This is a genomic window from Actinomyces sp. B33 (assembly GCF_028437565.1).
Taxonomy (GTDB): Bacteria; Actinomycetota; Actinomycetes; order Actinomycetales; family Actinomycetaceae; genus Pauljensenia.
This window is the reverse complement of the sequence record NZ_JAMRYR010000002.1, coordinates 289,108-310,727: the sequence shown is the minus strand read 5'-3', so window position 1 is coordinate 310,727 and position 21,620 is coordinate 289,108. Positions and strand designations below refer to the sequence as shown.

The following is a 21,620-nucleotide window of genomic DNA, read 5'->3' as shown; positions in this document are numbered from 1 at the left end:
GGCGCCCCCGTCCGGGAGCGGACGGGGGCCTCCCGTGTCAGTGAAGTGTAGCGTGATCGGCCACGACGGTGACGAAATCGGAGTCGACGGACACGATGCCCCCGTCGACGTCGACCCGGGTGGGACGACCGCCGTCGGTCAGGACGACGACGCTGCCCGACCCGAGCATCGCCAGCAGCGGCTGGCGCCCCGGCAGGATGCCGAGCTGGCCGTCGACGGCGGGCACCTGGACGGACGCGGCCGCCCCGTGCCACAGGCGCCCCTCGTGGGAGACCACCTCGACCTGGAGATTGCCGCCGGCCATCAGGCGTCCTTGCTCAGTTCGTGCCAGCGCCGCTCGAGGTCCTCGATCCCGCCGATGTTGTAGAACGCCTGCTCGGGGACCTCGTCGTAATGCCCGTTGGCGATGCGCTTGAAGGCCTCGATGGTCTCCGACAGCGGGACGGTCGACCCGGCCACGCCGGTGAACTTCTCGGCCATGTACGTGTTCTGCGAGAGGAACTGCTCGATACGGCGCGCGCGGGCCACCGTGACCTTGTCGTCCTCGGAGAGCTCGTCGACGCCGAGGATCGCGATGATGTCCTGGAGCTCCTTGTTCTTCTGGAGGATCGCCTTGACGTGCGTCGCCGTGTCGTAGTGCTCGCGACCGACGATCGCCGGATCGAGGATCCGCGAGGTCGACGCCAGCGGGTCCACCGCCGGGTAGATGCCCTTCGCGGCGATCTCTCGGGCCAGCTCGGTCGTCGCGTCGAGGTGGGCGAAGGTCGTCGCCGGCGCGGGGTCCGTGTAGTCGTCGGCGGGCACGTAGATCGCCTGGAGCGAGGTGATCGAGTGCCCCCCGGCGGAGGTGATGCGCTCCTGGAGCTGCCCCATCTCGTCGGCCAGGTTCGGCTGGTAGCCGACCGCCGAGGGCATGCGGCCCAGCAGCGTCGACACCTCCGAGCCCGCCTGGGTGAAGCGGAAGATGTTGTCGATGAACAGGAGGACGTCCTGGTGCTGGACGTCGCGGAAGTACTCGGCCATCGTCAGGCCGGTCAGGGCGATGCGCAGGCGCGTGCCCGGCGGCTCGTCCATCTGCCCGAAGACGAGGGCGGTCTTGTCGAAGACGCCGGCCTCCTCCATCTCGCGGATGAGGTCGTTGCCCTCACGGGTGCGCTCGCCGACGCCGGCGAAGACGGAGACGCCGCCGTGGTCCTGGGCGACGCGCTGGATCATCTCCTGGATGAGGACGGTCTTGCCGACTCCCGCGCCGCCGAAGAGGCCGATCTTGCCGCCCTGGACGTAGGGCGTCAGCAGGTCGATGACCTTGATGCCGGTCTCGAACATCTGGGTGCGCCCCTCGAGCTGGTCGAAGGCGGGGGGCTGGCGGTGGATCGGCCAGCGCTCGGTGATCTCCAGCGTCTCGCCGTCGGCGAGGTTGAGGGGATCGCCGGTGACGTTGAAGACGTGGCCCTTGGTGATGTCGCCGACGGGCACCGAGATGGGGGCGCCCGTGTCGGTGACGGGGGCTCCGCGCACGAGGCCGTCGGTCGGCTTGAGGGCGATGGTGCGCACGAGGTTGTCGCCCAGGTGCTGGGCGACCTCCAGGGTCATCGTTAGGGCTCCCTCGCCCTCGCCCTGGCCGGCCAGATCGACGGTGACGAGGAGCGCGTTGTACAGCGGCGGGATGCGGTCGGGCGGGAACTCGACGTCGACGACGGGTCCGACGACGCGCGCGACGCGGCCTTCGGCGACGGTGTGTGCCTGGGTCATGGTGTTCTTCTCCGTATCCATGGGTCAGCTCGCGACCAGGGCGTCGGCCCCGCCGACGATCTCGCTGATCTCCTGGGTGATCTCCGCCTGACGGGCCGAGTTGGCCAGGCGCGTGTACTGGGTGATGAGATCCTCGGCGTTGTCGGTGGCCGTGTGCATCGCGCGCTGGCGCGACGCCAACTCGGAGGCCGCCGATTGGAGGAGGACGTTGTGGATGCGGCTCTGCACGTACAGGGGCAGGATCGCTCCCAGGACCGCCTCCGGCGAGGGGATGAACTCGTACTCGGGAATCGCCGACGACGGGTCGTCCCTGAATCCCCGCTCCTCGCCGCGCTCGCCGTCGCCCTGGGGGGCGTCGACGACGGTCAGCGGCAGCATCTGGCGCACTTGCGGGACCTGGGTCATCACCGTCTGGAACCGCGTGTAGACGAGATGGACCTCGGACACGCCGGATTCCTGGGACGGATCCGTGAACCGGTCGAGGAGCTCGCGCCCGATGGCGTGAGCCGTGGCCGGCGTCGGGGAGTCGGATTCCCCCTCCCACGACTGCTGGATCGGGATCGACCGGAAGCGGAAGTAGGCGCTCGCCCGTCGCCCGTAGGTGTAGACCACGGGGGTCTTCCCCTCCGATTCGAGGCGGGCGATGAGGCGCTCGGACTCGCGCAGGATGGTCGCCGCGTAGGCGCCGGCCATCCCCCGGTCGGAGGCGACGACGAGGACGGCGACGCGCGACGTGTCGTGGCGCTCGCGCGTCAGCGGATGATCGAGGTCCGTGTGGATCGCGACCGCGGCGACGGCCTGGGTCAGGGCCTTCTCATAGGGGCCCAGTTCGGTCGCCGCGCGGCGCGCCGCCCCGATGCGCGAGGCCGCGATCATCTCCATCGCGCGGAAGACCTTGGCGAGCGTGCGCGTCGAGGCGATGCGCTGCTTGTAGATCCTCTGCTGGCCGCCCACCGATCAGGCCTCCGCCCCGGGGCGGGCGCGGGTGATCTCCTCGCGCGCGTGCTCGGCCGAGACGTCCTCGGCGTCGAGGGGGCCCGTCGCCCGTCCGGAGACGATCCACTGGTCGTGGTAGGCGCGGACCTGCGCGTCGAGCTCGGCCTCCGTCTCCTCGTCGAGGAGCCCCGTGTCGCGGATCGTCGCCAGGGCCGTCGACTGGGCCCGCAGGTGGTCGAGGAGGCCGCGCTCGAAGTCGAGGACGTCGGCGACCTCGATGTCGTCGAGGTAGCCGTGGGTGCCGGCCCAGATCGACGCCACCTGGTCCTCGACGGCGTAGGGCGTCGACTGGGGCTGCTTGAGGAGCTCCATGAGGCGCTCGCCGCGGGTGAGCTGCTGGCGGGTCGCGGCGTCCAGGTCGGAGGCGAACATGGCGAAGGCCGCCATCGACCGGTACTGGGCGAGGGTGAGCTTGAGGGTGCCCGCGACCTTCTTCATCGCCTTGATCTGGGCGTCGCCGCCGACGCGCGACACGGAGATGCCGACGTCGACCGCGGGCCGCTGGTTGGCGTTGAACAGGTCCGACTGGAGGAAGATCTGCCCGTCGGTGATCGAGATGACGTTCGTCGGGATGTACGCCGACACGTCGTTGGCCTTCGTCTCGATGATCGGCAGCCCGGTCATCGAGCCGGCGCCGAGCTCGTCGGAGAGCTTCGCGCAGCGCTCGAGGAGGCGCGAGTGCAGGTAGAAGACGTCGCCCGGGTAGGCCTCGCGCCCCGGCGGGCGGCGCAGGAGGAGGGAGACGGCGCGGTAGGCCTCGGCCTGCTTGGACAGGTCGTCGAACACGATGAGGACGTGCTTGCCCTGGTACATCCAGTGCTGGCCGATGGCCGACCCCGTGTAGGGGGCCATGTACTTGTACCCGGCGGGGTCGGAGGCCGGGGAGGCGACGATCGTCGTGTACTCCATGGCCCCGGCGTCCTCCAGGGTCGAGCGCACGGAGGCGATCGTCGAGCCCTTCTGGCCGATGGCCACGTAGACGCAGCGCACCTGCTTGGACGGGTCGCCGGACGCCCAGTTCTCCCGCTGGTTGAGGATCGTGTCGAGGGCGATCGCGGTCTTGCCGGTCTTGCGGTCGCCGATGATGAGCTGGCGCTGGCCGCGCCCGATCGGGATCATCGAGTCGATGGCCTTGAGGCCGGTGGCGAGCGGCTCGTGGACGGACTTGCGGGCCATGACGCCGGGGGCCTGGAGTTCGAGGGCGCGGCGCCCCTCGAGGCCCTGGATCTCGCCGAGCCCGTCGATGGGGCGGCCCAACGGGTCGACGGTGCGCCCGAGGTAGCCGTCGCCGACGGGGACGGACAGGACCTCGCCGGTCCGGTGGACGGCCTGGCCCTCCTCGATGCCGCCGAAGTCGCCGAGGATGACGGCGCCGATCTCGCGCTGCTCGAGGTTCATCGCCAGGCCGAGGGTGCCGTCCTCGAAGCGCAGGAGCTCATTGGCCATGGTCCCGGGCAGGCCCTCGACGTGGGCGATGCCGTCGGCGGTCTCGGTGACGTGGCCGATCTCCTCGGTCGCGACCTCGGAGGGGCGGTAGGAGTCCATGAAGGAGTCCAGCGCTCCGCGGATCTCCTCGGGACTGATGGACAGGTCTGCCATGAGCATTCCTTCTGTCGGTGGGGCGAGTAGGCGGTGGTGGGGTCAGCCCACGAGTCGGCGGCGCATGTCGGCCATGCGGGTCGCCAGGGAGGCGTCGACGGCGGTCGTGCCCGCGCGCACGCGGAATCCGCCGACGACGTCGGGGTCGATGGACACGGACAGGGCGATCTCCTGCCCGAAGCGGCGGGCGAGGATCGACCGGAGCCGGTCGATCTGCTCGGGGGTCATCTGCGCGGCCGATTCGACGGTGACGAGCAGACGGCCCTCGAGGACCGCGGCCCACCGGGCGAAGCGGCGCAGGTTGTGCAGGAGCCTGCCGTGCTTCGAGCGGCCGACCGCCCGTCGCACGAGGCGCATCGTCCACCCGGTGATCCTGCCCTCAAGGAGGGCCTGGGCCAGGTCCCCTCGCCGGTGGGCGTCCCCGGTGGCCGGGTCCGCCAGGCGCAGGCGCAGCTCGCGCTGGTCGGCGAAGAGGCGGCGCACGTCGAAGAGCTCGTCGGAGACCTCGTCGAGGCGGCCGGCCCGATGGGCGTCGGTGAGGACCGACACGATCCCGAGGACCTCGAGGGCGTCGTGGACGTCCTCCGGGTGGGACCAGTGGGAGCGGGCCATCGCCTCGATCACGGACAGGGTCGCCTCCTGGACGTGGTTCCCGAAGGCGTCGCGTGCCAGGGCCGCCTTGTCGTCGCCGCTGCGAGCCGGATCGGTCAGCGCCCTGCGCAGGCGCGAGTCGGCCCGGATGAGGTCGGCGAGGCCGAAGAGGTCCTCGGCGACGCGCATGGCGTCGGTCCCCGGCCGCGCCAGCGCGCGGTCGAGGTCGGCCGCGTGGGCGACGGAGTCGATCCTCGTGGCCTCGGTCATCGCTGCGCGCCCCCGGGGACGGGCTGGGATTCGAGGTCGTCGAGGAACCGGTCGACGACGCGCGCGGTCAGCCCGGCGTCGGCGAGGTGCTCGCCGACGATCTTCTCGGCGAGCTCGGTGGCGAGCAGGCCGACGTCGGAGCGCAGGGTGATCTCGGCCGCCTGCTTCTCGGCGAGGATCTGGCGCTGGGCGTTGTCGAGGACCCGGGCCGCCTCGGCCTGGGCCTCGGTCCGTGCGGCCGCGACGATCCCCTTGGCGTCCTCCGCGGCCTGACGGCGGATCTCGGCGGCCTCCGCCTGCGCGACGCGGAGGATCTCGTCGCGTTCGCGCGCGGCGGCCGCCTGGTCGGCCTTGGCTCGCGCGGCGGCGTCGAGGCCCTCTTGGATCGCGGCCTGGCGCCGGTCCATCGTGTCGTAGAGGCGGGGCAGGGCGTAGCGTCCGACGACGAGCAGGACGACGAGCAGGACGAGGGCCGACCAGAAGATTTCATACAGCGGCGGCAGGACGACGGCGAGTCCGCCGGCCTCCTCGGCCGCGACGAGCATCTGGCGCATGCCGGTCACTTGACGATCAGCGGGAGGACGAAGCCGATGAGGCCGAGGGCCTCGACCATGCCGGCGCCGATGATCATGTTGGTGAACAGGCGGCCCGCGACCTCGGGCTGGCGGGCGGTGGCCTCCTGGGTCTTGCCGACGAGCATGCCGATGCCGAGGGCGGGGCCGAGGGTCGCCAGGCCGTAGCCGATGTACGCGAATGCTGCGGTTGCCATGTGTTTTCCTTCTGTTGGGTCGCCCGGGGGCGTGGGTGTGGAGGATGAGGGCTCAGTGGCTCTCGACGGACAGCTTGATGTAGACGGCGGTGAGGATCGTGAAGATGTAGGCCTGGAGGAAGGCGACGAACACCTCGAAGGCCGTCATGATGAACATCGCGGCCCCGGTGAGGACCCCGGCGGCCGACAGGGCCGACAGGTGGTGGAGGAGGATCGCGGTGCCGAAGTACGTCATCCCGAGCAGGAGGTGCCCGGAGATCATGTTGCACAGGAGTCGCAGGGTGAGGGTCACCGGTCGGATGACGAATGTCGAGAGGAACTCGATCGGCGTGATGAGCAGGTAGATCGGCGCGGGCAGGCCCGGCGGGAGCAGCTGCGACTTGAGGTATCCGAGGAGGCCCTGGGCGCGGATCCCCGCCCCGATGAAGACGGCGTAGGAGATCAGGGCGAACACCATCGGCACGGCGACGACCGAGGAGGCGGCGATGTTGATCCCCGGCAGGACTCCGGCCAGGTTCATCGCGAGGACACCGAAGAAGCAGAAGCCGATGAATCCCGCCCAGGCCCTGCCCCGCGCCGGCCCGAGCATCTCCAGCGCGACGTTCGATCGCACGTAGTCGGCGAGGAGCTCGACGGCCATCTGGCCGCGCCCGGGGACGAGCCGGGGCTTGCGGGCGACGAGGACCATGACGAGGCACAGGAGGGCGCCCATGATGACGCGCGCGAGGGTCAGGCGGGTGAACTCCAGCGGGGTTCCGCCGCCGGCGATCGCCTCGGGGAAGAAATCGGCCAGGCCCGGCTGATGGGGGTGCTCCGTGAATGCGGGCACCGCGGTCGCCGCGATGACCGCGACGAGGAGGACGAGGAGGACCCGGTACCACAGGGGTGTGGAGCGACGGCGGATCGCGCGGGCGGTCGGCGCGGACTGCACGGCTGTCATGGGCGACGCGTCCTCCTGCGGTGTGGGTATCGACGATCGGCTGTGGGCCGCGGCTGCGGCAGCCGGTTCATCGTATCAGTTGGTCGATCGGATGCCCGCTTGCGCAGGGGCCGGGAGCGGGCAGAGGCCATCGCCTCATCGGCCCTCTGGCGCCGGGTCGACGGCGGAGACTCGACTGCGGGCCAGGACGACGACCTCGACGAGCACCGCCACGAGGATCGCGGCGACGGCGGCCAGCGCGGGGACGCGGATGCCGAGGCCGACCGCGTCGGGGATCCTCAGACCGGCGACGAGGATCGTGATCTTCGCCGCGTAGGAGGAGGCGACCCAGGCGACGACCCGGCCGGGGTCGGCGACCTGTCTGTCGAGGAAGAACCACTGGGCGGCGAGGACGGCGCTCGTCAGCGAGACCCCGAGCCAGGCCTCGGCCCATTGCGAGGACGCCCAGGCGGCCCAGCCGATCTGAGCGGCGGCGAGGACGAGGGCGGCGGCGGCGAGGGCCCGGGCGGCTCGTCGCGGCGCCGAGGCGAGTCCCGGCTGGGTCATCTGCTGTCCTCCTGGTGGGCCTGGATGGGGAACTCGGTGGCGGTGATGATGCAGGCGACGACGACCGCCGGGAGGGCGAGGGCGACGACCCTCGTCCAGTCGACGATGAGGAGGCCGACGGCGGGAACGCACACGATCGCCGTCCACATCCACAGGATCGCGACGACCCCCCGGTGCGAGTGCCCCCGCAGGAGGAGGCGGTCGTGGAAGTGGGAGCGGTCGGCCTTGAAGGGGCTGTGCCCGCGGATCATCCGGCGGATCGAGGTGATGACGAGATCGGCGACCGGCATGAAGATCACCGACAGCGGCAGGACGAGCGGCAGGACGGATACGAGGATCTGCTGGCGCCCCAGGAGGGCCGGGTCGACCTGGCCGGTGACGATGATGCCGGAGGCCGCCAGGACGAGTCCGAGCGTCTCGGCCCCCCCGCCCATCATGATCGACGAGGGGTGGAAGTTGTACCAGAGGAACCCGAGGCACACGCCGAACAGGGCGATGACGATGAGCGAGGCGGTCGTCGCGTAGGAGGCCGCCCCCATGAGGCGGGTGAGGACGTAGGAGTAGACGAAGAACGCGCCGGCGCCGATGCCGACGACGCCCGCGGCCAGGCCGTCGAGCCCGTCGATGAAGTTGACGGCGTTGACGATCCCGACGACGAGGAACACGGTGACGATGAGGGATAGGCGCGACGATCCGATGGTCACCCCGAAGATCGGGAAGGTGACGAGCTGGACGCCGTTGAACGCCATGGCCCCGGCGATGAGGACCTGGCCGGCGAGCTTGGCGAGCCAGTCGAGCTCGACGACGTCGTCGATGACGCCGAGGACGCACATGCCCGCGGCCGCCCACATGACGGCCCAGGGGACGGAGTCGGCGAAGAGCGGGGCCATGTAGGGCACGCGCGAGGCCAGGGCGATCGAGACGAGGAGGCCGATGGTCATCGCGACGCCGCCCAGTCGGGGGATCGGCGTGCGCTGCAGGTCGCGGCTCCTCAGCTCGGGCAGGATCCCCCACCGTAGGCAGGCCCATCGGACGACGGGCGTCATCACCAGGGTGACGCCCATCGCGACGAGCATGAAGAGGAGGTAGACCTTCATCCGGCGTCGGCCCCCGGGGTCTGGGGGGCGGGGGCGATGGCCTCGCCCGCGGAGGCGCTGAGCTCGTCGAGGGACAGGGCGCCCAGGCGGATCGCCCGGGGGGCTCCGTGCGCCACGTCGATGATCGTCGAGGGCGTCGACGAGGCGGTCGGCCCGGCGTCGATGTAGGCGTCGACCGTCTCGCCGAAGGCGGCGATGGCCTCGTCGATCGAGGTGGCCGGGGGCCGCCCGGTGAGATTCGCGCTGGTGACGGCCATGGGGCCCGTGGCGGCGAGGAGGTCGAGGGCCTGCCGGCAGTCCGGCATTCGCAGGGCGACGGTCCCGCCGGTGTCCCCCAGGTCCCAGCCGAGGCCGGGGCGGGCGGGGAGGATCAGGGTGAGGCCGCCCGGCCAGTGGGCCGCGGCGAGGCGACGGGCCGCGGCGGGCGCGTCGACGGCGAGCCGGTCGATGGAATCGGGGTCGGCGACGAGGACCGGCGGGGGCATCTGGCGCCCCCTGCCCTTGGCCCTCAGGACGGCGGCGACGGCCGCGGGGTCGTCGGCCCTCGCCCCGATGCCGTAGACCGTGTCGGTCGGCAGGACGACGACGCCGCCGGTGGCGACGATCCGGACCGCGGCCCGAAGATCGGCCGGGGCCCACGCGGGCGTGCAGGCGAGGACGGGGACGTTCACCGGGGCATTGTCGCACGACGGGCGACGAGGGCGCGCGAGGCCCCCGCGAGGTCCGGCTCGGTGCGCGCGTCGGCGAAGCCGGCGGCCCGGGCCTCGCGGCGCATCTGCTCGGCCTGCGAGGGGGAGTGCTCGACGACGACGACGCCGCCGGGGCGCAGGAGTCGGGCGGCCGTGGCGAGGATCCGGCGGGGCGCATCCATCCCCTCCTCCCCGCCTCCGTACAGGGCCAGCGGCGGGTCGACGAGGGCCTCGGGCTGGACGGGGGACTCGGCGGCGGGGACGTAGGGGGGGTTGGAGACGACGACGTCAACGGTCCCGTCGAGGTCGGCGAGGGTCTGGGGATCGGCCGCGTCGGCCCGGAGCAGGCGGACCCGCCCGGGAGCGAGGGCGTCGATGTTGATCCGGGCCAGCGCGGCGGCGGCCTCGTCGATCTCGACGGCGACGACCTCGCACGAGGGGGCCTCGGTCGCCACCGCCAGGGCGATCGCCCCCGATCCGGTGCACAGGTCGACGACGCGCGGGCGCGGGCCCATCGCCCGGGCCGCGTCGACGGCGAGCCCGGCGACGACCTCGGTCTCCGGACGGCAGATGAAGACGCCGGGCCGGGCGGCCAGGACGAGCCCGCGGAAGTGCATCCTCGCGGTGATGTGCTGCACAGGCTCTCGCGCGGCGCGCCGTTGCACGCCGGAGAGGAATCGCTTCCGCGCCTCGTCCCCGACGGGGTCGGGCATCGTCCATCGCGAGGCGCCGGCGGCCCATTCGAGGAGCTCGACGGACTCCTGGGCGGGATTGGACGCCTCGATCCCGGCCAGGCGGGCGCGCGCCCATGCGAGGAGGACGGCGACGCGGGAGGAGTCGGGGGCGGTCGTCATGTCAGGAGGAGGCGGCCCGGGCGAGGCGCTCGGCCTCGTCGGCCTCGCGCAGGGAGGCGATGACCGGCCCCAGGGCGCCGGCGAGCACCTGGTCGAGGTTGTGGGCCTTGTAACCGGTGCGGTGGTCGGCGATGCGGTTCTCGGGGAAGTTGTAGGTGCGGATGCGCTCGGAGCGGTCGACGGTGCGCACCTGGGAGAGGCGCTGGGCGGAGGCCTCGGCCTCCTTGCGGGCCCGGGCCTCGGCGGCCAGGCGGGAGGCGAGGACCCTCAGGGCGGCCTCCTTGTTCTGCAGCTGGGACTTCTCGTTCTGCATCGACACGACGATGCCGGACGGCAGGTGGGTGATGCGCACGGCGGAGTCGGTCGTGTTGACGGACTGGCCGCCGGGCCCGGATGAGCGGTACACGTCGATGCGCAGATCGGCGGGGTCGATGACGATCTCCTCGTCGTCCTCGATCTCGGGCATGACGAAGACTCCGGCGGCGCTCGTGTGGATCCGGCCCTGGGACTCGGTGACGGGGACGCGCTGGACGCGGTGGACGCCGCCCTCGTACTTCAGGTGGGCCCACACCCCCTCGTCGGGCGCGGGGCTGCCCTTCGCGCGGATCGCCAGGGTGATGTCCTTGCAGCCGCCGAGGCCGGTCGGGGTCGACGACAGCTCGACGGCGCTCCATCCCTGGGATTCGGCGTAGCGGGCGTACATGCGGGCCAGGTCGGAGGCGAAGAGGGCGGACTCCTCGCCGCCCTCGCCGGCCTTGATCTCGACGATGGCGTCGAGCCCGTCCTGCGGGTCGCGGGGGGCGAGGATGGAGACGAGGGCGTCGTGGGCGGAGCGCTCGGCGGCGGCGAGGGCGGGGATCTCGTCGGCGAAGGAGGCGTCCTCGTCGGCCAGTTCGCGGGCGGCGCCCAGGTCGTCGCGGGCGGCGGCGAGGCGGTCGGCCGCGGCCTTGATCCGTCCGAGCTCGGCGTAGCGACGGCCGATGCGGCGCATGGCCCCGGGGTCGGCGAGGACGTCCGGGTCGGACATGCGGGCCTCGATCCGGGTGTACTCGTCGAGGAGGGGTGCCAGGGCTGTTGCTTCGTCGTCTACGGGAGGATGGGGGGTCATCGGCTCTCCTGGATCGGTCGGGGCGGATGCAGTGCGGCGTCGGCGACCAGAGGATCACCGACGCCGCAGCGGCCGTTGGCGCGGAGCGCGCCCTGCGATCAGGGACGGGTGCGCTTGCCGTAGCGGGCCTCGAACTTGGCGACGCGGCCGCCGGTGTCGAGGATCTTCTGCTTGCCCGTGTAGAACGGGTGGCAGGCCGAGCACACGTCGACGCGCATCTCGCCGGAGGCGAGGGTCGAGCGAGTGGTGAAGCTGTTGCCGCACGTGCAGGTCACGTGGGTCTCGACGTACTCGGGGTGGATGTCCTTCTTCACGGAGTCTCCTGGGTTCGTTGGTGCCCCGGGTCCCCCACGCGGAGTCCCCCGCATCTGACGGGGGCTCTCCTGCCGCCCGGCCGGGGCCGTCGGAGGCGAGGAGGTGAACCGGAAGCCGATGGGCCCATTGTGCCACCTGATGCGCCTTGACCCCCAACTCCGCCGGGCCCGTTCCCGGTGACCTCGCCGACACCGGGGCGCCCGGGTGCACGTGCGCGCCGGCCTCCTGCGTGCTTGTGCTCGTGTCGCACGCGGCGGGGCGCCGCGGGGAGTCGGGGCTCTCCGACGGGGGCGCCGCGCCCCGCATCCATCGACACCCCTCACAGTGGCGTCTCGGGGTGCCTCCCCGTGGCCTCCTGATGCCGCTCAGCGTCGCCGTGTTGGAAGCCGGGCGGGATCGGCTGGGGCTTGTGGGGGCCCGATCGTCGCGGGAGAATGAACGAATGGAATGCGGAGGGACGATGAGGGGCGATCGGAGGATCGCATGGGCGGCTGCGGGCAGCGGCATCCTCATCGTCGGGGTGGTCGTCGCGATCGTCGTGTTCCACCTGCCGTGGCACGTCCTGCCGGTCGGCCTCATGGTCCTGGCGGGCCAGTGGACGGGACTGCTGGTGGCGCGCCGTTCCAGTCGCGGCGGGACAGAGTAAGCCGACTCCCCCGCCTTCCGTGGGAGACGGCGAATCGTGCCCCGTGAGCGTCCGCCCACCGCGGCTTCGGAAGAAGCATCGTGGCGGGCGGACGCGGGCCGTTGAGCCTCTTCTAGCACTATTGGGAACGCGTTGTCCCGACGAGGAATCCGATGAGGGCGATTCCCATCAGGAGCGTCCCGATACTGGTCGCCAGGCGCCCGTAGGGGATGGACTGCGCGAGCACCACGCCGAGCGCCCAGCAGGCGGTACCCGCGCCCGCGATCATCACGACGAGCCACTTCGCCTTCTTGTTCTTCATGCCGATCACCGGCTCCAGCGCACCGGGAACCCGGCGGGTGTGGCATGAATACCGATTCCTCGCGCCCAGGAATTGCACAGCGAGCAGACGCTGCCGTGCACGGCGAGCACCCCTGCTCGGGTGCGCCCCGGAGCTAGGCTCCGGGGCGCACCCGTTGTACGGCGAGTGTCAGTCGACGCTCGGGGTCGTCTTCTGCACGAGCATGAGGAACTCGGCGTTCGACTGGGTCTCCTTGAGCTTGTCGAGGACGAGCTCGAGGGCGGGCTGCTGGTCGAGGGTGCCCAGGACGCGGCGCAGCTTCCACATGATCCGCAGTTCCTCGGGGGCGAAGAGCATCTCCTCGCGGCGGGTGCCCGAGGCATTGACGTCGATCGCGGGGAAGATCCGACGGTCGGCCAGCTGGCGCGACAGGCGCAGCTCCATGTTGCCGGTGCCCTTGAACTCCTCGAAGATCACCTCGTCCATCTTCGACCCGGTCTCGACGAGCGCCGAGGCGATGATCGTCAACGAACCGCCCTCCTTGAGGTTGCGGGCGGCTCCGAAGAACTTCTTCGGCGGGTACAGGGCCGAGGCGTCGACGCCGCCCGACAGGATGCGCCCGGAGGCGGGGGCCGCGAGGTTGTAGGCGCGCGACAGGCGGGTCAGGGAGTCGAGGAGGACGACGACGTCCTGGCCGAGCTCGACGAGGCGCTTGGCGCGCTCGATGGCCAGCTCGGCGACGATCGTGTGGTCGGAGGCCGGGCGGTCGAAGGTCGAGGCGATGACCTCGCCGTTGACGATCGAGCGCATATCGGTGACTTCTTCGGGGCGCTCGTCGACGAGGACGACCATGAGGTGCACCTCGGGGTTGTTGAGCTCGATGGCCTTGGCGATCTGCTGGATCACCATCGTCTTCCCGGCCTTGGGCGGGGAGACGATGAGGCCGCGCTGCCCCTTGCCGATGGGGGCGACGAGGTCGATGACGCGCGGCGTGTAGGCCTTCGCGGAGGTCTCCATGCGCAGCTGCTCGGCCGGGTAGAGGGGCGTGAGCTTACCGAACTCGCGGCGGGCCTTCGCCTCGTCGACGCTCATCCCGTTGACGGAGTCGACGCGCACGAGGGCGTTGTACTTCTGTCGCTGCTGGCGCTCGCCCTCGCGGGGCTGGCGGACGGCGCCCATGACGGCGTCGCCCGCGCGCAGGCCCCATCGTCGGACGTTGCCGAGGGTGACGTAGACGTCGTTGGGGCCGGGCAGGTAGCCGGAGGTCCGCACGAACGCGTGGTTGTCCTGGACGTCGAGGATGCCGGCGATGGGGGCGAGCTGCTCGTCGTCGCGCAGGGGCTGCTCGTCGCGCCCGTCTCGCTCGCGGGGGCGGTCACGGCGGTTGCCCTGCCGATCGCGGTCGCGCTCGCGACGGTTGCGCCGCCCGCGGTCGCGGCGTCCCCTCCCCCGGGAGTCGGAGTCGTCGCCGTCGGGCAGTTCGATGGAGTCGAGGGCCTCGGCGGGGCGTTGGGCGGCTTCGGAGCGGGGTTCCGGCTCCGAGGGCGGCACGGGGGCCGGCAGGTCGAGGGTCAGGCGCGCGGGGTCGACGACGTCCTGCGTGGCGGCGCGACGACGCCGCGACTTGCGGGGCTCGGGCGCGGGGGCGTCGGCGGGGCCGGCCTGCGCGGCCTGCTCCCCGGAGGAGGCCGCGGGCGCCTCCTGGGCCGGGGCACGGCGGGGCGCGCGTTCGGCGCGGGCGCGGGCGGGGGCGGTCGAGGCGGGAGCGGCGTCGCTGAGGGCCTCGATCAGTTGGGACTTGCGCATCTTGGAGATGCCCTTGAGGCCCCGGGACGAGGCCAGCGCCTGGAGCTCGGCGAGCTTCATCGCCGAGAGCGGGCTCTTCGCCTGGGTGGCGCCTTGTTCGTTGCTCACGAATGATCCTTACTGGATGTGCCCGATCCGGGCAGGTGAAAGCCCCCTGGAAAGCGGGGAAGGCGGACGCGGAGGAAAGAGGATCGTCCGACGTCGTGGGGATGCCGCTGGGCGGCCGGTCACGAGGACCTGTCTTCGGATCCTACCAATCCCGGGGCCTCATGCAAACATCGCCGGGGCCCGTGGGGGCGCGGCTGCGGACAAGATCACAGGCCGACTGATTCAGTCGGCGGCCCCCGTCGGGCCCGCGAGGCGCCCGCGGGTGATCCTCACGCCCGACGCGGCCACGGGGGCGTCGAGGACCCGCCACCCGGCGGCCTCGGCGTCTCGGCGCACGCTCGCGGGGACGGCCTCCAGGCTGACAACGGTCGGCCCCGCCCCGGAGACGACGGCCGCCATCCCCGCCCCCCGCAACCAGTCGACGAGGGCGAGGGAGGGCTCCATCGAGGCCCGTCGCTGCTCCTGGTGGAGCCGATCGAGCGTCGCCTCCATGAGCAGGTCGTGGAAGGAGACGGGGCCCGCGGGCCGGGCCGCGCCCGTCAGGAGGGCCGTCAGGAGGGAGGCGCGCGCGAGGTTGAACCGGGCGTCCTCGTGGGGCACGACGTCCGGCAGGACTCGACGGGCCGTCGAGGTCGGCAGGTCGAAGCCGGGGATGAAGGCGACGGGGGCGATGCTCTCGGGCGGGTCGACGCGGACCGCGCCCGCTCGGTCCCCGTCCATCCACGAGACCGTCGCCCCGCCCAGGACGGCGGGCGCGACGTTGTCCGGGTGCCCTTCGACCTGGGATCCGAGGTCGAGGATCTCCTGGGGGCTCAGGACCTCCTCCTCGCCGACGAGGGCGCGGGCCAGGGCGATGCCGGCGACGATCGCCGAGGCCGACGACCCCAGCCCTCTCGAATGGGGGATGCGGTTGAGGCAGCGCATCCGGATGCCGATCTGCGGTGCGCCGATGCGATCGAGGGCCATGCGCAGGGAGCGAACGACGAGGTGGTCCTCGCCGTCGGGGACCGATCCGGCCCCCTCCCCCTCGACGGTCACCGCGGTCGCGCCCGCGGTCGCGTGGACGCTGATCTCGTCCCACAGGTCGAGCGCCATGCCCAGGGAGTCGAACCCGGGGCCGATGTTCGCCGTCGACGCGGGGACGCGGACGGCGACGAAGTCCTCGCGCAGGCGCATGCTCACTCCCCCTCGACGCGGATCGCCGAGGCGACCTCCCGAACCGCGGGCGACTGGCCGAGCGCGCGGGTCACGGCCCGCAGGTCGGCCTCGCGGGCCAGGTGGGTCGTCGCGACGATGACGCAGGCGCCGGGCTCCTTGTCGTCGCGCTGGTGGACGGAGTGGATCGACACCCCATGGCGGGCGAAGATCCCGGCGACGTCGGAGAGGACCCCGAGGCGGTCCTCGACCTGGAGACGGATCTGGTAGCGGGTCCGCGCGATCCCCGGGTCGAGGATCGGGAGGCGGGCGTAGACGGATTCGCGCGGCGCGTGCCCGCCGTAGGCGCGGTGGTGCGCGGCGGCCACGAGGTCGGAGAGGACGGCCGAGGCCGTCGGGGCCCCTCCGGCCCCCTGCCCGTAGAACATCAGGCGCCCGGCGGCCTCCCCTTCGACGAGGATCGCGTTGAAGGCTCCGTCGACGCTGGCGAGCGGGTGGTCGAGCGGCAGAAGGGCGGGGTGGACCCGCATGGCGACGCCCTCGGCCCCGTCCTCGCCGATCCGGCGCTCCGCGATGGCTAGGAGCTTGATCGTCCGGTTGAAGAAGGCGGCCTCGGCGATGTCCTCGGCGGTGATCGAGGCGATGCCCTCGACGGCGACGTCGTCGAGGCCGACGCGCGAGTGGAAGGCCAGGGACGCGAGGATCGAGCACTTGGCGGCGGCGTCGAGGCCGTCGACGTCGGCGCTGGGGTCGGCCTCGGCGTAGCCGAGCTCCTGGGCTCGCGCGAGGGCCTCCTCGTAGCTCAGGCCCTGGGCCGACATGGCGTCGAGGATGAAGTTCGTCGTCCCGTTGACGACGCCCATGATCCGGGTGATCCGGTCGCCGGCGAGCGATTCGCGCAGCCCGTAGACGACGGGGATCGCCCCGGCGACGGCGGCCTCGTAGTAGAGGTCGGCGCCCGAGGCCGCGGCGGCGTTGTAGAGCTCGGGCCCGTGGGCGGCCAGGAGGGCCTTGTTGCCGGTGATGACGGAGATCCCCTGCTCGAGGGCGCGCAGGACGTGGGAGCGGGCCGGTTCGATCCCGCCGATGAGCTCGATGACGATGTCCATTCCGTCGATGGCCTCGACGGGGTCGGTCGTCAGCAGCGCCGGGTCGATCGGGACGTCCCGGGGGGCGCCGGGGTCGCGCACGAGGACCTTCTCGACGCTGATCGCCACGCCGGAGCGGGCGGCGAAGTCGTCGTGCTGGTCGTGCAGGAGGCGGATCACCTGGGACCCGACGGTTCCTGCTCCGAGGACGGCGATGCGCAGGGGGGCGGGGGACTCGGGCACGCGGGCTCCTCGGGTTGTTCCATCGGGCGGGGGCGCCCCGAGTCTACGGCTTCGCCGCGTCGTCGGGGACCGCTCCCCGCCATGCGGTCATCACCGCGCGCGGGTCGGCGCGGCGGGCTCGTCGGCCGGGTCGGGGTCGATGGCCCTCCTGAGCGCGGCGACCTGTTCGCGCCAGCGCGTTCTCGACTCGCGGCGCTCTTTCCTGCCCATCGCTCGCCGGGCGCGCCGGGCGTCCCTCCACGAGGAGAAGGGCAGGCCGGCCTCCTGGGCGCGGGCGGCCAGACCGCTCCCCTCGTCGGCGTTGACCCAGGAGGCGAGGACGAAGAAGGCGGCGAAGACGAGGACGGCCTTGACGAGGATGAAGAGCGGGTCGATGAAGGTCTCCGTCGGGGAGTTCCACAGGAAGTGGAGTCCCCAGCCGGTGAGCATCAGGGCACCGCCTCGGACGGGTGAGCGGCGCGCGAGGACGAGGGCGATCCCTGTCCCCACGAAGGCGGAGAACACCCAGTGGGAGCACAGGCTGGTCGCCAGGCGGATCGCCGAGACGAGGAGGGCTCCCCTGATGTCCGACGTCAGGTTGGAGCTCATGCCGGCGATCGCGTAATAGAGGTCCTCGGAGATCTGGAATCCGAGGCCCGCGAAGGCGCCGACGAGGAATCCGTCGATCGTGCGGATCCGCGAGCGCCCGATGAGCAGGAGGACGGCGAGGATCCCGACCCCCTTGATCCATTCCTCGTCGAGGGGGCCCATGATCGCCGGCCCCCAGGTCGAGGCGGTGCGCTCGCCGAGGAGGCGCTTGACGATCGTCTCGAACGAGTCGTTGGCGAAGGACGACAGCCATGGGGCGAGCGTCCCGCCGATGAGCGCGCCCAGGACGAGGGCGCTCCAGCGGCGCGCGCGGTAGACGTCGACGCCGACGATGATCCCGATGAGGAGGAGGCCGAGGAGGACGACCGCGGTCGCGGCGAGGATCGGCCAGGAGAAGCCGTGGGCGATCGAGCTGAGGACCCAGGACAGGCCCGCCGTTCCGACCAGGACGAGGCAGCAGTAGGTGATGGCCAGTGCCGGGGCGTTGCGCCACGAGTCGAGCGTCATTCCGTTTCCTCCTCGATTGCGTCGGAGTCCTCGCTGATCTGCGCGGTCTCGACGAGATGCTCGCCGACCCCGGCGCTGTCGGCGCCTGAGACGAGGGCGACGAGGAGGGCCGACCCCTCGATCCTGCGAGCGCAGGTCCCCTCCTCGTTGTTCGCGGGGTCGATGGTGACGCACCGGCCCGAGGCGTCGTCGTAGTAGACGGCGAATCCGGTGGCGGCGAGCTGGGCGACGTGGCGCGGCCATGCGGTCTGCGGATCCTCGACGGTTCCTCGCAAGTTGACCCGCGCGTGGACGCCGTCCTTGACGAGGGTCACCCAGTCCTTCCCGTGGTCGCCTTCGACCTGCCACCCGTCGGCGGGAACGATGGTCGCGATCGAGCTGGCGTCCTCGAGCGTGATCGAGTCGACGCTCCGGGCGGTCGCCTCGGGCTGGGGGGTCAGGGCCGCGCCGATGCCGAGGATCGTCGGCAGGAGCGCGAGGAGTCCGACGATTCTCACGGCGTCCGCGATCCCCTCGCGCCGTCGCCCGGCTCCTTCCGTCCCCCCTTTCACACCGAGGGGGGCGGGCTCGGCGTCGGCGCCGGGGCGTCCGTGCCCGAGTGCTCGCATGTGCTCCATCCGTTGTGCTCTCCGTTCTCGTTCTTTCGTTGCGCGGGTGCCGTGTCGGCACGACGGGATGAGAGTTGTATCGCCTCTTCCTGAATGTTTCATGCATACCCGGGCTCATCGGGGCCTCCTTCATCGCGCGGTCGCGTTCGGCGCCTCCCGGCGCGCTCGCCGAATCGGCGGGGCCCGCGGTCTCGTGCGGGGATCGAATGGAGCGAACGATCAATCAAGGACCTAAGTCCCATCACTGAGGGGTCGCGCGCGCCGATCAACGACTCCTGAGAGGTACCGCATAGGACACTCGACCCAGCCGCCTAGCGGATTGTCAACAGCCGGAGGACAATGGACCCAGATGCCCACGAGGCACGACGACGGAGTCCCGATCCTCCGCCCGCCGCCCCGGACCGGGGAGGCGCCACCACACCGAGAAGAGGAAACATGACGAACGAGCAGACCACTGCCGACGACCTCACCGCGGAGGCCTGGGCCGGATTCGACAGGGGCGCGTGGGACCACGAGATCGACGTCCGCGACTTCATCCAGCGCAACTACACGCCCTATGAGGGCGACGCCTCCTTCCTCGCCGGGCCGACCGACAAGACCCTGCGGGTCTGGGACGTCCTCGAGAAGGAGTACCTGTCCGAGGAGCGCAAGGTCCGCATCCTCGACGTCGACACCCACACGCCCGCCGACATCGACGCTTTCAAGCCCGGCTACATCTGCGACGACGACGATGTCGTCGTCGGCTTGCAGACCGACTCCCCGCTCAAGCGCGCGATGATGCCCAACGGCGGCTGGCGCATGGTCGAGACCGCGATCAAGGAGGCCGGCAAGGAGGTCGATCCCGAGGTCAAGAAGATCTTCACCCAGTACCGCAAGACCCACAACGACGCGGTCTTCGACATCTACACCCCGCGCATCCGCGCCGCCCGCTCCTCGCACATCATCACCGGCCTGCCCGACGCCTACGGCCGCGGGCGGATCATCGGCGACTACCGCCGCGTCGCCCTCTACGGCGTCGACCGCCTCATCGAGGAGAAGCAGGAGTCCAAGGACCGCTACGTCGACCAGCCCTTCTCCGAGCACTGGGCCCGCTACCGCGAGGAGCACTCCGAGCAGATCAAGGCCCTCAAGAAGCTCAAGAAGATGGCCGCCGACTACGGCTTCGACATCTCCGGGCCGGCCCGCACCGCCCAGGAAGCGGTCCAGTGGACCTACTTCGGCTATCTCGCCTCGGTCAAGTCCCAGGACGGCGCCGCGATGTCGATCGGCCGCCTGTCCGGCTTCTTCGACATCTACTTCGAGCGCGACCTGAAGAACGGCGTCCTCGACGAGTCCGGCGCGCAGGAGATCATCGACGCCCTCGTCATCAAGCTGCGCATCACCCGCTTCCTGCGCACCATCGACTACGACCAGATCTTCTCCGGCGACCCCTACTGGGCGACCTGGTCGGACGCCGGCTTCGGCGACGATGGCAGGACCCTGGTCACCAAGACCTCCTTCCGCCTCCTCCAGACGCTGCGCAACCTCGGCCCGGCCCCCGAGCCGAACATCACGATCTTCTGGGACGAGAACCTGCCCAAGGGCTACAAGGAGTTCTGCGCCGCGATCTCGATCGAGACCTCCTCCATCCAGTACGAGTCCGACGGTCAGATCCGCGAGCACTGGGGCGACGACGCCGCCATCGCCTGCTGCGTCTCCCCCATGAAGGTCGGCAAGCAGATGCAGTTCTTCGGCGCGCGCGTCAACGCCGCCAAGACCCTGCTCTACGCGATCAACGGCGGCCGCGACGAGATGAGCGGCAAGCAGATCGTCACGGGCATGGACCCCGTCGTCGGCGACGGCCCGCTCAACTTCGACGAGGTCTGGGCCAAGTACGAGGACATGCTCGACTGGGTCGTCGGCACCTACGTCGAGGCCCTGAACATCATCCACTACTGCCACGACCGCTACGCCTACGAGTCCATCGAGATGGCCCTGCACGACTCGGAGATCATCCGGACGATGGGCTGCGGCATCGCGGGCCTGTCGATCGTCGCCGACTCCCTGTCGGCCATCAAGTACGCGAAGGTCACGCCGGTGCGCGACGAGACCGGCCTCGTCGTCGACTACACGACCGAGGGCGAGTTCCCGACCTACGGCAACGACGACGACCGCGCCGACGACATCGCCGCGACCATCGTCCACACGATCATGGACAAGATCCGCGCGATCCCGATGTACCGCGACGCGATCCCCACCCAGTCGGTGCTGACGATCACCTCGAACGTCGTCTACGGCAAGGCCACCGGCAACTTCCCGTCCGGGCACCGCGCCGGCACCCCGTTCGCGCCGGGCGCCAACCCGGAGAACGGCATCGACACGCACGGCATGGTCGCCTCCATGCTGTCGGTCGGCAAGCTCGACTACAACGACGCGCTGGACGGCATCTCGCTGACCAACACGATCACCCCCTCGGGCCTGGGCCGCACCAAGGACGAGCAGGTCGCCAACCTCGTCGGCATCCTCGACGCCGGGTTCGTCCCCGACGACGAGTGCGCCGTCGAGATGACCCCCCAGCACTGATCCCCGGGCTGCGGGGCGGCCCATGCGCCCCGCAGCCCCTCCCGCCTCGATATCCGCACCACCCAACCACTGAAGGAGAAGCACCATGGCCACCAAGACGTACGAGGAGCGCCTCGCCGACATGAAGGCCGCCCGCGCCGAGCGCGGCGATTCCGACGGCCTCTACCACGCCAACATCAACGTCCTCGACCGCTCGACCCTCGAGGACGCGATCGAGCACCCCGAGAAGTACCCGAACCTCACCGTTCGCGTCTCCGGCTACGCGGTCAACTTCGTCAAGCTCACCCGCGAGCAGCAGCTCGACGTCCTGTCGCGTACCTTCCACCACTCGGCCTGACAGGCCGCGGCGCGCAGCCCGCTCGATCGGGGCGCGGGACGTATCGTCCCGCGCCCCGATCCGCGCCCCACCCGGAACTTCGCACCCCTACCCGGAAGAGGACCCATGTCGCAGACCGAGACCGTGATCCCCCTGGGCGACGGCTCCAGCATCGTCCCTCGCACGA

23 protein-coding genes are annotated in these 21,620 nt (G+C 71.3%); 3 read left to right on the top strand and 20 right to left on the bottom strand.

Going from position 1 to position 21,620, the window contains the following annotated elements:
- Positions 1 to 37: 37 nt before the first annotated feature.
- From M3T53_RS03890 to rpmE, 14 genes are all read right to left on the bottom strand, one after another.
- Complete coding sequence (locus M3T53_RS03890) at positions 38 to 304, bottom strand: F0F1 ATP synthase subunit epsilon (protein ID WP_272433144.1); 267 nt, start codon at positions 302 to 304, stop codon at positions 38 to 40.
- Complete coding sequence (gene atpD, locus M3T53_RS03885) at positions 304 to 1,752, bottom strand: F0F1 ATP synthase subunit beta (protein ID WP_272433143.1); 1,449 nt, start codon at positions 1,750 to 1,752, stop codon at positions 304 to 306. Before atpD ends, M3T53_RS03890 begins: the two co-directional genes overlap by 1 nt.
- Positions 1,753 to 1,776: 24 nt before the next feature.
- Positions 1,777 to 2,706: a F0F1 ATP synthase subunit gamma gene (locus tag M3T53_RS03880; protein ID WP_272433142.1), complete on the bottom strand. Its 930-nt coding sequence runs from the start codon at positions 2,704 to 2,706 to the stop codon at positions 1,777 to 1,779.
- 3 nt (positions 2,707 to 2,709) lie between these two features.
- Entirely contained in the window at positions 2,710 to 4,347 is a 1,638-nt protein-coding gene (gene atpA, locus M3T53_RS03875; RefSeq protein ID WP_272433141.1) for a F0F1 ATP synthase subunit alpha, read from the bottom strand.
- A gap of 42 nt (positions 4,348 to 4,389) precedes the next feature.
- Positions 4,390 to 5,208: a F0F1 ATP synthase subunit delta gene (locus M3T53_RS03870; protein ID WP_272433140.1), complete on the bottom strand. Its 819-nt coding sequence runs from the start codon at positions 5,206 to 5,208 to the stop codon at positions 4,390 to 4,392.
- On the bottom strand, positions 5,205 to 5,762 hold the full coding sequence (gene atpF / locus M3T53_RS03865) for a F0F1 ATP synthase subunit B (protein ID WP_272433305.1): 558 nt from the start codon (positions 5,760 to 5,762) through the stop codon (positions 5,205 to 5,207). The genes M3T53_RS03870 and atpF overlap by 4 nt, the downstream gene beginning before the upstream one ends.
- A gap of 5 nt (positions 5,763 to 5,767) precedes the next feature.
- Positions 5,768 to 5,977: an ATP synthase F0 subunit C gene (gene atpE, locus M3T53_RS03860; protein WP_272433139.1), complete on the bottom strand. Its 210-nt coding sequence runs from the start codon at positions 5,975 to 5,977 to the stop codon at positions 5,768 to 5,770.
- Between the two features lie 52 nt (positions 5,978 to 6,029).
- Positions 6,030 to 6,917, bottom strand: a complete 888-nt coding sequence (atpB, locus tag M3T53_RS03855; RefSeq protein ID WP_272433138.1) for a F0F1 ATP synthase subunit A — start codon at positions 6,915 to 6,917, stop codon at positions 6,030 to 6,032.
- A gap of 135 nt (positions 6,918 to 7,052) precedes the next feature.
- Complete coding sequence (locus tag M3T53_RS03850; RefSeq protein ID WP_272433137.1) at positions 7,053 to 7,463, bottom strand: hypothetical protein; 411 nt, start codon at positions 7,461 to 7,463, stop codon at positions 7,053 to 7,055.
- On the bottom strand, positions 7,460 to 8,560 hold the full coding sequence (locus M3T53_RS03845) for an MraY family glycosyltransferase (protein WP_272433136.1): 1,101 nt from the start codon (positions 8,558 to 8,560) through the stop codon (positions 7,460 to 7,462). Before M3T53_RS03845 ends, M3T53_RS03850 begins: the two co-directional genes overlap by 4 nt.
- The gene (locus M3T53_RS03840) at positions 8,557 to 9,231 is read right to left on the bottom strand and encodes an L-threonylcarbamoyladenylate synthase (protein WP_272433135.1); all 675 of its coding nucleotides are present in this window, start codon (positions 9,229 to 9,231) and stop codon (positions 8,557 to 8,559) included. Before M3T53_RS03840 ends, M3T53_RS03845 begins: the two co-directional genes overlap by 4 nt.
- Positions 9,228 to 10,103 (bottom strand): peptide chain release factor N(5)-glutamine methyltransferase, encoded by an 876-nt coding sequence (gene prmC, locus M3T53_RS03835; protein WP_272433134.1) that lies wholly within the window; start codon positions 10,101 to 10,103, stop codon positions 9,228 to 9,230. The genes M3T53_RS03840 and prmC overlap by 4 nt, the downstream gene beginning before the upstream one ends.
- 1 nt (position 10,104) lies before the next feature.
- Positions 10,105 to 11,211, bottom strand: a complete 1,107-nt coding sequence (gene prfA, locus M3T53_RS03830) for a peptide chain release factor 1 (RefSeq protein ID WP_272433133.1) — start codon at positions 11,209 to 11,211, stop codon at positions 10,105 to 10,107.
- Between the two features lie 98 nt (positions 11,212 to 11,309).
- On the bottom strand, positions 11,310 to 11,525 hold the full coding sequence (rpmE, locus tag M3T53_RS03825; protein WP_272433132.1) for a 50S ribosomal protein L31: 216 nt from the start codon (positions 11,523 to 11,525) through the stop codon (positions 11,310 to 11,312).
- Between the two features lie 461 nt (positions 11,526 to 11,986).
- Here rpmE and M3T53_RS03820 point away from each other — a divergent pair, with 461 nt between their 5' ends.
- Positions 11,987 to 12,172 (top strand): hypothetical protein, encoded by a 186-nt coding sequence (locus tag M3T53_RS03820; RefSeq protein WP_272433131.1) that lies wholly within the window; start codon positions 11,987 to 11,989, stop codon positions 12,170 to 12,172.
- A gap of 118 nt (positions 12,173 to 12,290) precedes the next feature.
- Here the strand turns inward: M3T53_RS03820 and M3T53_RS03815 are convergent, their stop codons facing one another.
- The 6 genes from M3T53_RS03815 to M3T53_RS03790 all read right to left on the bottom strand — a co-directional run bounded on the left by M3T53_RS03815 (position 12,291) and on the right by M3T53_RS03790 (position 18,444).
- A complete protein-coding gene (locus M3T53_RS03815) occupies positions 12,291 to 12,473 on the bottom strand; it encodes a hypothetical protein (RefSeq protein ID WP_272433130.1) in 183 nt (60 codons plus the stop codon).
- Positions 12,474 to 12,641: 168 nt separating this feature from the next.
- The gene (gene rho, locus M3T53_RS03810) at positions 12,642 to 14,366 is read right to left on the bottom strand and encodes a transcription termination factor Rho (RefSeq protein WP_272433129.1); all 1,725 of its coding nucleotides are present in this window, start codon (positions 14,364 to 14,366) and stop codon (positions 12,642 to 12,644) included.
- Between the two features lie 222 nt (positions 14,367 to 14,588).
- Complete coding sequence (gene thrB / locus M3T53_RS03805) at positions 14,589 to 15,542, bottom strand: homoserine kinase (protein WP_272433128.1); 954 nt, start codon at positions 15,540 to 15,542, stop codon at positions 14,589 to 14,591.
- A gap of 2 nt (positions 15,543 to 15,544) precedes the next feature.
- Positions 15,545 to 16,852: a homoserine dehydrogenase gene (locus tag M3T53_RS03800; protein WP_272433126.1), complete on the bottom strand. Its 1,308-nt coding sequence runs from the start codon at positions 16,850 to 16,852 to the stop codon at positions 15,545 to 15,547.
- 90 nt (positions 16,853 to 16,942) lie between these two features.
- A complete protein-coding gene (locus M3T53_RS03795; RefSeq protein ID WP_272433125.1) occupies positions 16,943 to 17,947 on the bottom strand; it encodes a PrsW family intramembrane metalloprotease in 1,005 nt (334 codons plus the stop codon).
- The gene (locus M3T53_RS03790; protein WP_272433124.1) at positions 17,944 to 18,444 is read right to left on the bottom strand and encodes a hypothetical protein; all 501 of its coding nucleotides are present in this window, start codon (positions 18,442 to 18,444) and stop codon (positions 17,944 to 17,946) included. Before M3T53_RS03790 ends, M3T53_RS03795 begins: the two co-directional genes overlap by 4 nt.
- 546 nt (positions 18,445 to 18,990) lie before the next feature.
- Here M3T53_RS03790 and M3T53_RS03785 point away from each other — a divergent pair.
- Positions 18,991 to 21,117 (top strand): pyruvate formate lyase family protein, encoded by a 2,127-nt coding sequence (locus M3T53_RS03785; protein WP_272433123.1) that lies wholly within the window; start codon positions 18,991 to 18,993, stop codon positions 21,115 to 21,117.
- 85 nt (positions 21,118 to 21,202) lie between these two features.
- A complete protein-coding gene (gene grcA2 / locus M3T53_RS03780) occupies positions 21,203 to 21,454 on the top strand; it encodes an autonomous glycyl radical cofactor GrcA2 (RefSeq protein WP_272433122.1) in 252 nt (83 codons plus the stop codon).
- Positions 21,455 to 21,620: the final 166 nt, after the last annotated feature.

Bases quoted from the DNA above. Each gene is read 5' to 3' on its own strand.
- M3T53_RS03850 (WP_272433137.1), bottom strand. From the start codon at position 7,463: ATGACCCAGCCGGGACTCGCCTCGGCGCCGCGACGAGCCGCCCGGGCC.
- M3T53_RS03815 (WP_272433130.1), bottom strand. From the start codon at position 12,473: ATGAAGAACAAGAAGGCGAAGTGGCTCGTCGTGATGATCGCGGGCGCG.
- atpD (WP_272433143.1), bottom strand. From the start codon at position 1,752: ATGACCCAGGCACACACCGTCGCCGAAGGCCGCGTCGCGCGCGTCGTC.
- M3T53_RS03870 (WP_272433140.1), bottom strand. From the start codon at position 5,208: ATGACCGAGGCCACGAGGATCGACTCCGTCGCCCACGCGGCCGACCTC.
- M3T53_RS03795 (WP_272433125.1), bottom strand. From the start codon at position 17,947: ATGACGCTCGACTCGTGGCGCAACGCCCCGGCACTGGCCATCACCTAC.
- atpE (WP_272433139.1), bottom strand. From the start codon at position 5,977: ATGGCAACCGCAGCATTCGCGTACATCGGCTACGGCCTGGCGACCCTC.
- prfA (WP_272433133.1), bottom strand. From the start codon at position 11,211: ATGACCCCCCATCCTCCCGTAGACGACGAAGCAACAGCCCTGGCACCC.
- M3T53_RS03785 (WP_272433123.1), top strand. From the start codon at position 18,991: ATGACGAACGAGCAGACCACTGCCGACGACCTCACCGCGGAGGCCTGG.
- M3T53_RS03845 (WP_272433136.1), bottom strand. From the start codon at position 8,560: ATGAAGGTCTACCTCCTCTTCATGCTCGTCGCGATGGGCGTCACCCTG.
- M3T53_RS03890 (WP_272433144.1), bottom strand. From the start codon at position 304: ATGGCCGGCGGCAATCTCCAGGTCGAGGTGGTCTCCCACGAGGGGCGC.
- M3T53_RS03820 (WP_272433131.1), top strand. From the start codon at position 11,987: ATGAGGGGCGATCGGAGGATCGCATGGGCGGCTGCGGGCAGCGGCATC.
- atpB (WP_272433138.1), bottom strand. From the start codon at position 6,917: ATGACAGCCGTGCAGTCCGCGCCGACCGCCCGCGCGATCCGCCGTCGC.
- atpA (WP_272433141.1), bottom strand. From the start codon at position 4,347: ATGGCAGACCTGTCCATCAGTCCCGAGGAGATCCGCGGAGCGCTGGAC.
- atpF (WP_272433305.1), bottom strand. From the start codon at position 5,762: ATGCGCCAGATGCTCGTCGCGGCCGAGGAGGCCGGCGGACTCGCCGTC.
- grcA2 (WP_272433122.1), top strand. From the start codon at position 21,203: ATGGCCACCAAGACGTACGAGGAGCGCCTCGCCGACATGAAGGCCGCC.
- prmC (WP_272433134.1), bottom strand. From the start codon at position 10,103: ATGACGACCGCCCCCGACTCCTCCCGCGTCGCCGTCCTCCTCGCATGG.
- thrB (WP_272433128.1), bottom strand. From the start codon at position 15,542: ATGCGCCTGCGCGAGGACTTCGTCGCCGTCCGCGTCCCCGCGTCGACG.